Origin of the sequence: Stenotrophomonas pavanii (assembly GCF_900101175.1) — a bacterium.
Classification (GTDB): domain Bacteria; phylum Pseudomonadota; class Gammaproteobacteria; order Xanthomonadales; family Xanthomonadaceae; genus Stenotrophomonas; species Stenotrophomonas pavanii.
This window is the reverse complement of sequence record NZ_FNFQ01000005.1, coordinates 96,860-111,424: the sequence shown is the minus strand read 5'-3', so window position 1 is coordinate 111,424 and position 14,565 is coordinate 96,860. Positions and strand designations below refer to the sequence as shown.

Sequence of the window (14,565 nt, the reverse complement as noted above, 5' to 3'; positions counted from 1 at the left end):
GCCATGTTCCTGCGTTCGTTCTGCCTGCTGGCTGCATTGCTGCCGGCGTCCGCCTTCGCTGACGGCATCGCCGGTGGGGGCGCCTGCCGCAATGGCGCATTTCCGTCCGAACAGGGCCAGTTTGCGCTGGCACGCGTGGTCGATACGCCACGCCTGTACCTGCTCGGCGACATGGACGGCTGCCCGGCGAAGGGCGAACCCGCCTGCCGCCAGCGCGGCTATGTGATCAACGGCGATACGGTGGTGACCGGTCGCGACCTGGGCCGTTACCGCTGCGCGTTCTTCCCGAACAAGGTGGGCGGCAGTGCGGGCTGGGTGGACCGCAGCAAGCTGCAGCCGCTGCCGGTGGTTGTGCCGGCGCTGAAGGACTGGGCGGGGCACTGGAAAGACGGCGACAACGGCCTGCGCATCACCGTGCAGGGCGGGCAGCTGCATGTGGAAGGCGACGCCTACTGGCCCTCCGCCAACCCCACGCCGGAGCAGCGTCCGTATGGGCCGAACATGGGCCAGGTGGAAGCGCGCGCGACGCCGCGGGGTGCCGATGTGGAATTCGTTGAAGACACCTGCAAGGTGCGGGTGCATTCGCTGGGTGAGGTGCTGATCGTGGCCGACAACAGCGAATGCGGCGGCATGAACGTGCGCTTCAACGGCGTGTACCGGCGCGCGGCCAAGCACTGAAGGACGCATGACGGAGGGGGCTGGTAGATCCACGCCATGCGTGGATGCTGTGTGCGATCCAGTCGGTGGGATCAGAGCCCCTTCGCGGGCGAAAGGGATCCGACCCCGGGTCAGCGCCGCCGCTCCAGCCACCACAGCAGCGATGCGCACAGCACGAATCCCAGCCACCCGGGCCAGCGTGAGCCCGGCACCGGCGACATGAGCGTCGTATTCGCCGACGTACGTGAGGCCAACGCCTGCGTGGTGGCCTCGATCATCGCCTGCCGGTGCAGTGCGGGCGCGTCCTTCGGGTCGAATGCGTAGCGCCAGACCGTAGTCTCACCGTGCCGCAGGCGCTGCCAGCCCGCCTCACGCGGCCACCAGCCCGCGCAACGCAGGTCTGACGTGGTGCGGTCGACGATCAGCGGCACACCGCCGCCGCGTGCGTTGAAGGCCTGCAGCGGTGCCTGCACGCCGCACAGCGCCTGCCGTTCGCCGGCCCAGCTGATCGGCTGTGGCGACCACAGCGCATCGGCGCTGCCTTGCGCACGCGCCAGCGTGGCAACCACGCCGCTCCACAGCTCGCCGTGGCGGTCGTCGCGGCCGGCCAGCACCCAGCGCCAGGTGTCGGTCAGTGGCAGCAGGCCGATGCGGCCCCTGCCGGCAGCGCGCCAGCCGCCGACCGCCCTGCCGGTGCGATCGTGCAGCAGCGCGGTGCTGCCCGGCGCCTGCAGCGCCAGTGCTTCCAGCGTGGGCAGGGCGGCGCTGTGCGAACTGCGGTCCGCCTCTTCGCCGTAGCCGGTCGGCAGCGTACCTGCGGCGAGCGGGCCACGTCGTGCCGCGAGCACCGCGCTGTCGCCGTCGCCGGGAAGTTCGAGCGCGTGGCTGCTGCCATCGCCCTGCACCGGCAGCCCCAGTTCGCGCAGGCGCAGGCGCGCGCTGGCCGAAGCCGTGCCGCCACTGCGCACCAGTACACCCAGTCCTTCGCGCAGGGCCTGGCGCACGGTGGCCAGCTGGGCTGTGCTCAACGCGGCCAGGCTGCGCTCGTCCAGCACCAGCAGGTCGATGCGTGCCAGTGATTCCGCATCGAGCGGCAATGCACCGTCGCCGACGCTTACCCCGGCGCCGACATCGGCCTGCACCTGCACGTGGATGCCGGCATCGGCCGCCCATCGCCGCAGGTACTTCAATTCTGGTCCCGGCGCACCGGCGCGCACCCGCAGGCGCAGCGGCGCGGCCGGCAGGGTCTGCTGCGGCACCGGCACGCTGTCCACCCCATGGCCGTCGGCATCAAGCAGGCGCAGCTGGAACACGCTGCGGCCTTCAGCGCGGGCAACGCCGCTCAGCTGCACCTGACCATCTGCTGCAACATCGCGGCGGTCGACGACGCTGCCGGCCGGGTCGAGCAGCTCCGCCTTCGCCCGGGCAACGCCGCGTGCCTGCGCCCGTACCTCGAAGCGCGCACCGGGCGCGACGTCGGCCGGTGGTCGCAGCGCGATCCAACCGCGTGCTGGTGGCGCCGGCTGCCAGCGCACGTCCGCTGGCAGCGCGGTGTCCTGATCGCGCGCAGCCAGGCCGGCACCGACCAGGGTGAGCGTGGAGGCCGGGTGCAGGCGCAGCGCGGTGGCCAGATCGGGGACGCGCTGGGCGCCGGGCACATCGGCCGCTTCCGGCAACAGCAGCAGCGGGCCTTCGCTGGCCGGCAGTGCGCCGGCCTTGCCGGCATCGATTCCGAGCACGACCAGACCGCTGGCGGGTTGCTGGCGGGTGGGCGGTACCAGGCAGACGTACAGCAGCGCGGCGGCGATGATCTGCAGCGCGATCACCCACCACCGGCGGCCTGGGGACGCGGTGCTGCCACGCAGCTGGCGCACGCTGGCGATGACCACGATCAGGGCCAGTGCCAGCGCGATCCACAGATTCAGGCCGGCGGTGTTCATGGCTGCGCCTCCAGCGCATCGAGGTAGCGCTGGCCCATCGCATCAGCGGCACTGCGCCGCATCGCCTGCGGCAGTGGACGCTGCAGCGCCCGCCACAGCTGCGCGCGCAGGCGCTGGCGGCAATCGCTGCAACCGGGCTCGATGCGCAGTTGTTCGATGGCGGCGGCCAGATCGAGAGCATCGGGCAGGTAGGGAGCGTTGCGCTGCTGCCAGGCCGCGAGCGCGTCGAGATCCGGTGCGCCGTTGTCATCACCGAGGCGTTGCCAGGCTTCGACGATGGCCGGATCCGGTGGGGTGCGCGCGGCCAACGGCAGCTCACGGCTGGCCAGCCCGGCGCGGTCACCGCCCAGGCGTCGGCCTTCATCGATCGGCGGCAGCTCCGGCCCGACCCGGGCCAGATAGATGCGTTCGGCCTGCTGCACCTGCTTGATGAAACCCAGGGCCTTGTAGGCGAACGGCAGCGCCTGCTGCGGGCGCCCCTGGCGCAGCTCGCCTTCGGCCGACCACATCTGGTCCAGCGCGGCCTTCAGGGTGGCGCGGGTCTGCGGATCGAGCAGCGTCGCCGCCTCGGCGTGGTCATGGGTGTGTCCGTATTCGGAGAGCACGTCGGTATCGCTGCCGAACACCGGTGGCGTATCGGCATTGGCCGGCTTGCCGCCGTGATCGTGGCCATGCGCGTCGTGCGCTCCGGCATCGGCGCCATGGTCGTGATCGTGATCGTCGTCGTGGCTGTCCGCGGTCGGCGCATCGCTGGTGGGCAGGTCGCTGGTCGGCGGCGGCTTCGGTGCGCCTTCGCTTTCTTCGCCCAGGAACTGGCCATAGCGCAGGCGCAGGATGCGCTGGTCGACGCCGATCGCATCGCTGCGCTTCACGAAGTCGTCGGCGGCAAGGGCGCGTCGCTGCCGGATCAGCGCTTCGGCATCGATGATGATCTGCCGCTGGCTGCGGAAGTAGGCCGGCAGGGTCTTCTTGATCCGTCCTTCCAGCTCGGCACCGAGCGCGACGTCGGCGCTGGGCAGGCGCAGGATCACACTGCTGCTGCGCCCGGTCTGCGGCGTCGGCGCGTGGTTGTCGCGTACCTCCAGCTGGGCGATGACATCGCTGCCGGGTTGCGCGCCCAGCGCGGCCAGGTCGAGGGTATGCGCGAAACGCCGCGCGGTCGCTTCGCCGCTGCCGATGAGGCCGACACTGCGGCGAACGAAGGTGATGTTCTCGCCGCTGCCCTGCGTGAAGGTGATCGACAGCGTTGCCTGCGTGGCCACGGCGTAGTCATCGCTGGCCTCGAAGCGCAGCGACCACTGGCGTTGCCCGGGCGTGCCCGGAACCAGGGTCGCGGCGGGCTCCAGCACGCGTACGCTGGGCGCGCGGTCAGCGACCACATCCAGCCGATGCAGGCGGGCTTCGGCCAGTGCGGGTTCGCTCACCACGCGGTACAGCACCGGCGTGCGCGCCACGTCCTCCGCCTGCCACTGTCCATCCCGCTGGCTCAGCGGCAGCCGCCGGCCGTCGTGGAACTGCAACCATGCCTTGTCCGGCGCGCGATCGAAGCGCAGCGACCACGACAGCGTGCTGTCGGCGGCGACCTTGGCATCCAGCGTGCTCTGGGTAAGCGTGGCCTGGCCGGTATAGGCCGGCGCATCGATGCGCAGGCGGGCGGACTGCAGGTGCAGCGGGCCTGCGGCCGCCGTGCTGCCAGGCGCCGATGTGCGCGCCGGTGCGGGGCCGGGGCTGGAAGGTGGCCAGCCGAATGCCAGCGCAACGATGGCCAGGCCCGCGACCCAGTTCAGGGCCAACGCCCTGCGCGGCCAGCGCGGACGCAGGTCCGGCATTGCGCGCTCCAGCGCGGCCAGTACATGCGTGCGCTGGCGCTGTTGCAGTGGATTGAGCGTAGCGCCATCGGCGAACAGCAGGTCGGCACTGTCCTCGCTGCTACCGCTGCCGTCGAGCTGGCGCTGCAACCACTGCCGGTCCAACTGGCGGGAACGCGCCGTGGCGGCCGCTGCGCAGGCGAGCAGGCTGACCGTGCCGACCACGCAGGCGCTATCGAAGCCGGCCAGGCGCAGGGCCAGCATCGTGGTGGCCAGCGCCCATGGCAGGCCCAGCAGCAGGGTGATGAGCGCCCGGCGGCGGCGCGCGCGTTGCCAGGCGCGTTGCAGGGTGTTCATGCGGCCACCCTGCGCCGGCGGCTGCTGGCCATCCAGCGCTCCAGCGCGAACAGCAGCACGATGGCCAGCAGCAGCCAAGGCGTCGGCTCGCGCAGCGGTGGTGTTGCAGCAGGCAATGCGGCCCGGTGCGGCGCCTGGTCACGTGCATCGCCGAGGCGCGGCGAAGGGGGCGCTTGCAGCGCCAGCAGCAGGGCACGCGGCACCTGTGGATCGCGCAAGGCAGCGTTGCCCGAGGCATCCCAGTCGCCGGGCAGAGACAGCAGGACCCCGTGGCCGACGCGTTGCTGCCACAGCAGGGGGGCGCCCTCGGCATCGCGCAGGAGGATGCGGGCGTCGGCAGCAGGCTTGCCGGCAGTCATCACCCGGCCACCGGCGCGCAGCCATGCCTGCCAATCCGCCGGCAGTGCGTCGCTGCGGCTCCAGACGCCGATCTCGCCGCGCTCGGGCAGGGTATGCGCCGGCAGCGATGCGGGCAGCGCCCTCGCGCCCCACGCGCGCTGCAGTGCATTCAACCAGTGCTGGGCGGTGGCGGACGCTCCGTCGTGGGCGCGCAGCCGCGGAATGGCCGCGGCCGTCCGGGAAGGAGTGACCGGCATCGGCTGCGGGTGCCATTGCACGTCGCGTGACAGTTGCAGGCGGGTGCCATCCAGGCCGGGCAGGGGGTCGGGAACATGCACGGTCAACGGGGTGCCCGCAGGCAGCTGCGCGTCCAGCTCACGCAGCAGGCTGGGCAGCGACGCACTGGATGCACCGGGCGCCTGATCGATGGTGGGGAAGCCGGGGGCCAGCCAATGCCAGTTGTCCTCGTCGGCGGTGCCGCGCAGCGCGGCAGCATCCAACCCCGGGGCCACGACCGTCCACGCAGTGGGGGCTGGCGCAGGCCCGGTCAACGCAGGTCGTGCCAGCAGTACTGCCAGCGCGGCCAGCAACAGCAGGCGCACCAGCAGCAACGGCCAGTCATCGAAGCGGATGCGCTGGCGCGGCCGGATCTGAGCGCGCAGCCAGCGCAGCGCGGCGAAATCCAGTGGCGTGTACGGATGGCGGCGGGCCAGGTGGATCAGCAGCGGCAGCAACCCTGCAGCGAGCGCGGCCAGGCCCAACGGGAACAGCAGGGTCATGCGCCGCCCCCGCGGCCGAACAGTGCCTGCAGTGGCTGGTCCAGCGGCTGGTCGAGCCAGCCGGTGGCACGGGCGATGCCGCTGGCCTGCAGGCGCGCCTGCAAGGCGCTGCGCGCCTCAGCGAAGCGCTGCAGGTAGTCGGCGCGGATCGCCGCGCCGTCACCCAGCAGTTCCTCGCCGGTTTCCGGGTCGCGGAAGCGATGGCCGGCATCGAACGGGAAGTCGCGCTCGTCGGCGGTGAGGATCTGCAGCAGTGCCACTTCGCGGCGGGCGCTGGCCAGCTGTTCCAGCAGCACGATGCCGGCCTCGTCGAAGCCATCACCAATCGCCAGCAGCAGGTCGCCCGGGCGCACGCGCTCCCACAGCGGACGCAGTCGATCGGCCGCAGGCCAGCCGCCGCGCGCCTGCAGGGCATGCAGTTGCAGGTGCACGCGATCACGCTGGCGTGCGCCGTTTGCGGCGGGTGCCAGTTGCAACCCATCGCCATTGATTACCAGCAGGCCGAAACGGTCGCCCTGCTGCAGGGCCAGTTCAACCACGCAGGCGGCCACGCCGCGCATGTGGTCCAGGCGCGTGCGCTGCGGTGCCGCGCGGTCGGCCTGGCCGGCCGAGGCGGTGGCATCAAGCAGCAGCCAGACCGTGATCGGGCTTTCGCGTTCGGACTCGCGCACGAAGAAGCGGTCCGAGCGGGCATACAGCTTCCAGTCGATCTGGCGCAGTTCGTCACCGGGCTCGTAGGCCCGGTACTGGGCGAATTCGAGCCCGGCACCACGGCTGCGGCTGGCGTGCTGGCCGATGCCACTGGCGCCGCTGGCCAGGCGTGGCCGCAGCCGCAGCGTGCGCAGGCGCGCACGCAGTTCCGGCGGCAACGTCAGGGCGGCAGCTGCGTTCACGCGTGGCTCAACCCGGGAACGGCACGGCCTGCAGCAGCGCGGCGACCACGTCGTCGGCACGCTTCTGCTCGGCCTCGGCGGCAAAGGACAGCAGCAGGCGATGGCGCATCACCGGTGCGGCCAGCGCCTGCACATCCTCGCGGGTGGCGGCGAAGCGGCCCTGCAGCAGTGCGCGCGCTTTGGCCGCGAGCACCAGCGACTGTCCCGCGCGCGGACCGGCGCCCCACTTGACCCACTGGTTGATCGCCGCCGGTGCGCCTTCGCCGGGCCGGCTGGCGCGCACCAGCCGGGTGATCCAGGCCAGCACGTCAGGGCTGACATGCACCTGCCGCACGGCCGCCTGCAGGGCGATCACCGCCTCGGCATCCATCACCTTCGGCACCGCGTCGGTGGTGCCACCGGTGGTCTGTTCCAGGATCCGCCGCTCCTCGTCCTCGCTGGGGTAATCGACCAGCACGTGCAGCAGGAAGCGGTCCAGCTGCGCTTCCGGCAGCGGGTAGGTGCCGGCCTGCTCGATCGGGTTCTGCGTGGCCAGCACGAAGAACGGCGCGGGCAGCGCGTAGGTGGTACCGGCGTAGCTGACCGTGCGCTCCTGCATCGCTTCCAGCAGAGCGGCCTGGGTCTTGGGCGGGGTGCGGTTGAGCTCATCGGCCAGCAGCAGGTGGGTGAAGATCGGGCCCTGCTGGAAGCGGAAATGGCGATGGCCGGTGCCGTGGTCTTCTTCCAGCAGCTCGGTGCCGAGGATGTCGCTGGGCATCAGGTCCGGGGTGAACTGCACGCGCCGGAACTGCAGCTCCAGTGCCTGGCCCAGTGAGCGCACCAGCAGGGTCTTGCCGAGCCCGGGCGCACCTTCCAGCAGGCAGTGGCCGCCGGCCAGCAGGCCGATCAGCAGCTGCTCGACCACGGTGTGCTGGCCCACCACCGCGCGTGCGAGCGCGGCGCGCAGTGCATCCAGGCGCGGCAACAGGGAATCGAGGTCGGGGGAGGTCATGGGCGTGCAGGTCCTGTCAATGGTTCAACGCGTACATCACGATGTTCACGCCGAAGCGGGTGTTGTCCTCGGCCAGGAAGCGCTTGTTGCGCCAGTCGTAGTCCCACTCGCAGCCGTAGTCCTTGTTGCTGTAGAGCAGGCCCAGGCGTCCGTCGACCTCGATGCCCTTCAGGTAGTCGTGCACCAGGTCGTCGCCCCAGCCGTTGAGCTCAAAGCTGGTGGCAGGCGGGCCCTCCGGGAAGCGGAAGAAGCTGCGGTACAGCGCGTGGCTGTTGGGCAGCTTCTGCAGTGCCTTCGGTCCGAACAGGCGACCCATCTGTGCTTCGAACGACGTGGCGAACAGGCCATCGATGTCATGGTTGCAGTCGTCGACGAAGACGAAGCCGCCATTGCGCACGTAGCGTACGAAGTTCTGCCGTTCGGCGGCGTTGAACTCCACCAGCGTGTGCCCGGCCAGGTAGCAGAACGGCGCCTCCAGCATGCGCGGGTCGGCCAGCGCCACCACGTGTTCCTGCGGGTCCACGCGCAGCGCGGTGTAGTCGATCAGCGAGGTGATCAGGTTGGACGGCATGCGCGCGTCGACGTCCCAGTCACCGGAGTCGTACTGCAGGCGGGTGAACCAGAAGTCGTAGCGCGAACTGCGCGGGCCTGCCTGCGCCCAGGCCGGCAACGCCGCCGCCGAAGCGGCAGCGGCCAACCAGCGCAGGCAGGCCCGGCGATCCATCAGACCGCGTCGGACAGCGAGGTGAAGGTGAAATCGCGCAGCTTCATCGGCGGGATCATCATCACGAAGCTGGATTCATCACCGGCCACGCGCACCGGCTTGCCCAGTTCCTCGATGTTGTTGAGCATGATCACCGGCGACTCGTTGAAGCGGAAGTTCTTCACCGGGTACTTGATCTGGCCGTTCTCGATGTAGAAGGTGCCGTCGCGGGTCAGGCCGGTCAGCAGCACGGTCTGCGGATCGACCATGCGGATGTACCAGGTACGGGTGACCAGGATGCCCTTCTGGGTGCCACGCACCAGTTCGGCGGTGCTCTTGTCGCCGCCGCTCATCAGCAGGTTGCCCGGCGAGGCCTTGGCGGTCTTGCCCTGCTTCTGCGCCCAGAAGCGCGAGTAGTCCAGGTTGGCGATCCTGCCGTTCTCGATGATCGCCATGCGCTCGCGCGGCAGGCCCTCGTTGTCCCACGGCAGCACCGGCGCCTCCGGATGCCACGGGTCGGCGATCATGGTCACGCGCGGGTCGTAGACCTGCTCGCCCAGCTTGTTGCCACCGCCCTTCTTCGACAGGAAGCTGCGTCCTTCATCGGCCGAGCGTGCACTGAAGAAGTTCATCATGAAGCTGATCAGGCCCGCCGCTGCGGCCGGCTCCAGGATCACCGTGTACTTGCCCGGCTCCAGCGCCTTGGCTTCGGCCGATTCGGTGGCCTTGCGCATGGCGATGCGGATGTCCTGGTCGGCCTTGAAGTCGGCGGCGTCCTTCAGGTTGCGGCCCACCCAGCCCGAACCACGGCCATCCTCGGTGCGCACGGTGCAGGTGTAATTGAAGTTGGTGGTGCGCTGGTAGGCGAAGTTGCCGTTGCTGTTGGCGGTGGCCTGGAAACCCTGGCCGTCTTCGAGGAAGCCGGCGGCGATCAGGCCATGGCCACGGCACGGCGCGATCGAATCTGCGGCAACCTTGGCACGGAAGGCCGGATCGATCGCGGCAGTGGATTCGCTGAAGGTGGGGCTGGCGCGGTAGCTCTGCTTGCCGATGGCTGGCATGAACTCCGGGTTCTCCGGGGCCAGGCGGGCCAGGTCTTCGGCACGGCGCACCACGCGTTCCAGCGCGGCATCGTCGAACTCGTTGATCGAGGCCGTGCCGACGCGCTTGCCGAACGCAACGGTGACCGCCAGTTCGGTGTTGTCGACGATGCCGCTGGTGGAAACGTTGTTCAATGCGAAACGGATGTTGCCGTCGATCGCGCCGGCCAGCACGGCGGTGCATTCGTCGGCCTTGGACAGGGCGATGACCTTGTCGAGGATGGCCTTGGCCTGGGCTTCGGTGAAGATACTCATGGTGTAAGGGCTCCTGACCGGTCAGCCGAGGCTGCGTGCGGTGTTGATGACGTTGATGCCGTTGAAGCGCGCGGTGGACGAACCGTGCGAGACCGCCGAGACCTGGCCCGGCTGGCCCTTGCCGTCGAAGAACGAACCGCCCAGGCGGTAGTCGCGCTCGTCGGCCACGGCGGTGCAGGCGTTCCAGAACTCCGGCGTGCGGATCTGGTAGGCCACGTCTTCCAGCATGCGGGTGATCTGGCCGTTCTTGATCTCGTAGAACAGCTGGCCACCGAACTGCGCGTTGTAGCGCTGCTGGTCGATCGAGAACGAACCATCACCGATGATGTAGATGCCGTTCTCCACGTCCTTGATCAGGTCCGGCACGCTCAGCGGCTTCTTGCCCGGTGCCATCGACACGTTGGCCATGCGCTGGAACTGCACGCTGGACCACGAGTCGGCATAGCAGCAGCCGTCGGACTCGGTCTTGCCGAGGATGTGGGCCTGGTCGCGGATGGTCTGGTAGTCCACCAGCTTGCCGTTGCTGATCAGGTCCCAGCGCTTGCACTTCACGCCTTCATCGTCGTACGCCACCGCGCCGAGGCTGCCCGGCTGGGTCTTGTCGGCGAAGATGTTGACCAGCTCGCTGCCGTACTGGAAATGCTGTTCGCGCTTGTCCAGGGTGGCGAAGCTGGTACCGGCGTAGTTGGCTTCGTAGCCGAGCACGCGATCCAGTTCCAGCGGGTGGCCGATCGATTCGTGGATGGTCAGCCAGGTGTGCGACGGGTCGAGCACCAGGTCGTACTTGCCCGGCTTCACCGACGGTGCCTTCAGCTTCTCCTGCGCCTGCCGGGCAGCGGCGATGGCATCTTCCTTCATGTCGTAGGAAGAACTGTAGTTGACCACGCCATTGGGGCTGACCACCTTGCCGGCGGCGGCGCCGTCCAGGTACTCGTAGCCCAGGCCCATCGGCGAGGACAGGCCCGAACGGGTGCGGAACTTGCCGCTGGCCTTGTCGATGGCGGTGACCGTCATCGGCGCCCAGATGCGGTGCACGTCCTGGTCGATGTAGGAACCATCGGTGGAAGCGAAGTACTTCTGCTCGTTGACCAGGAACAGCATCGAATTGACGAAGCTGGCGCCAGCGCCCATTGCGGCGGCGTTGACGTCCAGCAGCAGCCCGACCTTGTCCTTGATCGGCACCTCCATCGCATTCTTGCGGATCGGCGTGCGCCAGCTGACTTCACCCACGCCCGGCGCCTTGGCCAGCTGCACCGGCGCGGTCTGCACGCCGGCATTGGCCTTGGCGATCGCCGCGGCCTGCTGCGCGGCCCGGGCCACATCGGCGGTACCCAGCGCGTTGGTGGCGGCAAAACCCCAGGCACCGTTGACGATCACGCGGATGCCCACGCCGGTGGACTCGGTGTTCACCACGTTCTGCACCTTGTCCTCGCGGGTGATCACGAACTGCCGCAGGTAGCGGCCGATGCGCACGTCGCAGTAGGTGGCACCGGCGCTGCGCGCCGCCTGCAGTGCAGCGTCGGCCAAGCGCTTCTTCAACGCCGGGTCGAGGCTGGATTGCAGCTGCTCGGCGGCGATCACCTTGCCGAAGAGGGAGGGCACGATCAGCCCGCCCGCGGTAAGCCCGGTCAGGGCCAGGAAGTCACGTCTTTGCAAGGCTGCTCTCCATGTCGAAGGATGGGTGGCTCAAGCGCCGAGACTGCGCGCGGTGTTGATGATGTTGATGCCGTTGAAGCGGGTGGTGGACGAACCGTGCGAGACCGCCGAGACCTGGCCGGGCTGACCCTTGCCGTCGAAGAACGAACCGCCCAGGCGGAAATCCCGCTCGTCGCAGATGGCCGTGCAGGCATTCCAGAATTCCGGCGTGCGGATCTGGTAGGCCGCGTCCTCGACCATGCCGGCGATCTTTCCGTCCTTGATCTGGTAGTACAGCTGGCCGCCGAACTGCGCGTTGTAGCGCTGCTGGTCGATCGAATACGACCCGCGGCCATGGATGTAGATGCCGTTCTCGACGTCCTTGATCATGTCCTCGACGCTGAGCGGCTGTTTGCCCGGTGCCAGCGAGACATTGGCCATGCGCTGGAACTGCACGCTGGACCAGGAATCGGCATAGCTGCAGCCGTGCGAGGCATCGCGGCCGAGGATGTGGGCTTCATCGCGGGTGGCCTGGTAATCGACCAGGATGCCGTCGCGCACCAGGTCCCAGCGCTGGGTCTTTACGCCCTCGTCGTCGTAGCCGACCGCACCGAGGCTGCCCGGCTGGGTCTTGTCGGCGAAGAAGGTGACGATGTCGCTGCCCCAGCGGAAACCCGCATCGCGCTTGTCCAGCGTGGCGAAGCTGGTGCCGGCGTAGTTGGCTTCGTAGCCGAGCACGCGGTCCAGCTCCAGCGGGTGGCCGACGTTCTCGTGGATGGTCAGGAACAGGTTGGACGGGTCCAGCACCAGGTCGTACTTGCCGGGCTTCACCGACGGCGCCTTCAGTTTCTCGCGCGCGTGGCGGGCGGCCGCAATGGCGTCCTCGACCGGATCGTAGGAATCGCGGTAAGCGGTGATGCCACCGGGCAGGTGCACCTTGCCGCGCGCATCGCCATCGAGGAACTCATAGCCCATGCCCATCGGCGAGGACAGCCCGGCGCGGGTGCGGAACTTGCCGCTGGCCTTGTCGATGGCGGTGGCGGTGAACGGCAACCAGATGCGGTGGATGTCCTGGTCGATGAACGAGCCGTCGCTGGAGGCGAAGTATTTCTGTTCGTTGACCAGGAACAGGGTGGAATTGATGTAGTCGGCGCCCGCATCCAGCGCGGCCGCATTGAGTGCTAGCAGCAGCTCGACCTTGTCCTGGATCGGCACCGCCATCGCGTTCCTGCGGATCGGGGTCTGCCAGCGCACCTCCCCGACCGGCGGCGTCGGCGCCAGCTGCACCGGCCGGGTCTGGATGCTGGCGTTGGCGCGGGCGATCGCGGCGGCCTGCTCCACCGCCGCGCGGACCGCGGCCTCGGTCTGCTGGTGGGTGGCGGCGAAGCCCCAGGCCCCGTTGACGATCACCCGCACGCCCACGCCGGACGATTCGCGGTTGGTCACATTGCCGACCTGGTGCTCGCGGGTGATGACCGACTGGTTGAGGTAGCGGCCGATGCGCACATCGCAGTAGCTGGCCTTGGCCGTGCGTGCGGTCGCCAGCGCAACGTCCGCCAGGCGTCGGCGCTGGAGGGGGTCGACCGGGGCGAGCAGTTGCTCGGCGGCGATGGCACGGGAATGCGGCAGCAGCAGGCCCGCCAGGCCCAGACCGGAAAAAGCCAGGAACTCACGTCGTTGCACAGCGTTTCTCTCTCTCGCTTGCGTGCGGTTGGCAACGGGCCGGACCGATCACGTCAACTCCTCGACTTTCGCCAGCGCGGCGCCACCGGGCAAGTGACTGCAGTCATGGTTGGGAGGGTTTCGGCAGGGCTGCGCCCTGCACCTGCTCAATGCAGCGGCAAAGGCAACGGCCAAAGCCAGAGCGGCATTCCGTGGGATGGCGGGGCGGTGTGGGTGGGCAGGACACGCCGTAAACCCCCAGACCGGCCCAGCCGCTGGCGGCTGTGCGTTCGGGCGCTTGCGAAGCAGTGCTTCGCAAGCAAAGCGCCCTCACCCCTGGGGGCTCGATGGCGCCATCCATGGCGCCAACGGTCCTGCCCACCCACACCGCCCCGCCTCTGACAGATCCCTGCGGCTGTTGGTAGGTGTCGACCTTGGTCGACACATCTGTCAGATATCGAAATGGAACCGGGGTCAGATCCGTTTTCCTTCGGAAAACGGATCTGACCCACGGTCGTCCCGACAGATCGCAGAAAACTGTCGAAGGCGGGGTGGGTCCGGTTGCGGGGGCGTGAGCGCCATGGATGGCGCGACCGAGCCTACAGGGACGTATTTACGGCGTCCCCCGCAATCGGACCCACCCCGCCAACCCACAGGAAGTCCGCTTTTGACGTTGCTTCGGCCTTTGCCGTTGCTCCTGCGGGTGCAGGGCTGCAAGCCCTGCCGAGCAACCCCCCCTCGTGCACAATGGGGACGACCCCGCCTGGACACCGTCCCTGATGTCGAGCAAGCCGTATTCAGCAGCCTGCGAGCGCAACCGCGAACCGATCGCCGCCGCGCTCGACCCGTGGATGGGCGACCGTCATCGGCTGCTGGAAATCGGCAGTGGCACCGGCCAGCACGCGGCGTTCTTCGCCGAGCGTTGGCCCTGGCTGCGCTGGCAGCCCACCGACCATCCGGACCATCTGCCCGGCATCGAGGCCTGGCGCGCGGAAGCGGCGCTGCTGAACCTGCTGCCGCCGGTGGCACTGCAGGTGGAGCTGCCGCCGGCGAACGGCCTGAGCCTGCCGGAAGGCAGCATGTTCGACGCCGCATTCAGCGCCAACACCCTGCACATCATGAGCTGGGCGCATGTGCAGGCACTGTTCGCCGCGCTGCCTGCGGTACTGCGCCACGGCGCGCTGCTGGCGGTGTATGGCCCGTTCAACTACGGCGGTCGCTACACCAGCGACAGCAACGCGCAGTTTGACGCCTGGCTGAAGGCGCGCGATCCGCGCAGCGGCATCCGCGACAGCGAGGCGGTGCAGGCGCTGGCGGCCGACAACGGATTCACCCGGCTGGGGGATGTCGCGATGCCGGCCAACAACCGGTTGCTGCTGTGGCGGCTGGGCTGAACCGCCGGTAGTGCCGGCCGCTGGCCGGCACCGATTGCCAGGATGAATGCCC

General features: G+C 69.2%; 11 protein-coding genes. 2 read left to right on the top strand and 9 right to left on the bottom strand.

What is annotated here, in order from left to right; genetic code table 11:
• The first annotated feature begins 3 nt into the window (after nucleotides 1-3).
• Complete coding sequence (locus BLS66_RS10490) at nucleotides 4-678, top strand: hypothetical protein (RefSeq protein WP_074725827.1); 675 nt, start codon at nucleotides 4-6, stop codon at nucleotides 676-678.
• Between the two features lie 110 nt (nucleotides 679-788).
• Here BLS66_RS10490 and BLS66_RS10485 read toward each other — a convergent pair whose 3' ends face one another.
• From BLS66_RS10485 to BLS66_RS10445, 9 genes are read right to left on the bottom strand one after another with little or no spacing between them, the layout of a single operon-like run.
• Nucleotides 789-2,597 carry a hypothetical protein gene (locus BLS66_RS10485; RefSeq protein ID WP_074725826.1) on the bottom strand — a complete coding sequence of 603 codons (1,809 nt, stop codon included), beginning with the start codon at nucleotides 2,595-2,597 and terminating at the stop codon, nucleotides 789-791.
• Nucleotides 2,594-4,762, bottom strand: a complete 2,169-nt coding sequence (locus BLS66_RS10480) for a hypothetical protein (RefSeq protein ID WP_074725825.1) — start codon at nucleotides 4,760-4,762, stop codon at nucleotides 2,594-2,596. The genes BLS66_RS10485 and BLS66_RS10480 overlap by 4 nt, the downstream gene beginning before the upstream one ends.
• A complete protein-coding gene (locus BLS66_RS10475) occupies nucleotides 4,759-5,880 on the bottom strand; it encodes a BatA domain-containing protein (RefSeq protein WP_074725824.1) in 1,122 nt (373 codons plus the stop codon). Before BLS66_RS10475 ends, BLS66_RS10480 begins: the two co-directional genes overlap by 4 nt.
• Entirely contained in the window at nucleotides 5,877-6,773 is an 897-nt protein-coding gene (locus BLS66_RS10470; protein WP_074725823.1) for a DUF58 domain-containing protein, read from the bottom strand. The genes BLS66_RS10475 and BLS66_RS10470 overlap by 4 nt, the downstream gene beginning before the upstream one ends.
• A 7-nt stretch (nucleotides 6,774-6,780) precedes the next feature.
• On the bottom strand, nucleotides 6,781-7,764 hold the full coding sequence (locus BLS66_RS10465; RefSeq protein WP_057493706.1) for an AAA family ATPase: 984 nt from the start codon (nucleotides 7,762-7,764) through the stop codon (nucleotides 6,781-6,783).
• A gap of 16 nt (nucleotides 7,765-7,780) precedes the next feature.
• Complete coding sequence (locus BLS66_RS10460; RefSeq protein ID WP_053461803.1) at nucleotides 7,781-8,488, bottom strand: DUF4159 domain-containing protein; 708 nt, start codon at nucleotides 8,486-8,488, stop codon at nucleotides 7,781-7,783.
• On the bottom strand, nucleotides 8,488-9,822 hold the full coding sequence (locus tag BLS66_RS10455) for a TldD/PmbA family protein (protein WP_049470455.1): 1,335 nt from the start codon (nucleotides 9,820-9,822) through the stop codon (nucleotides 8,488-8,490). Before BLS66_RS10455 ends, BLS66_RS10460 begins: the two co-directional genes overlap by 1 nt.
• Before the next feature lie 21 nt (nucleotides 9,823-9,843).
• Nucleotides 9,844-11,478 carry a TldD/PmbA family protein gene (locus BLS66_RS10450; RefSeq protein ID WP_074725822.1) on the bottom strand — a complete coding sequence of 545 codons (1,635 nt, stop codon included), beginning with the start codon at nucleotides 11,476-11,478 and terminating at the stop codon, nucleotides 9,844-9,846.
• Nucleotides 11,479-11,508: 30 nt separating this feature from the next.
• Entirely contained in the window at nucleotides 11,509-13,140 is a 1,632-nt protein-coding gene (locus BLS66_RS10445) for a TldD/PmbA family protein (RefSeq protein WP_074725821.1), read from the bottom strand.
• Between the two features lie 758 nt (nucleotides 13,141-13,898).
• Here BLS66_RS10445 and BLS66_RS10440 point away from each other — a divergent pair.
• Nucleotides 13,899-14,513 (top strand): DUF938 domain-containing protein, encoded by a 615-nt coding sequence (locus tag BLS66_RS10440; RefSeq protein WP_057493703.1) that lies wholly within the window; start codon nucleotides 13,899-13,901, stop codon nucleotides 14,511-14,513.
• The last annotated feature ends 52 nt before the right edge of the window (nucleotides 14,514-14,565 follow it).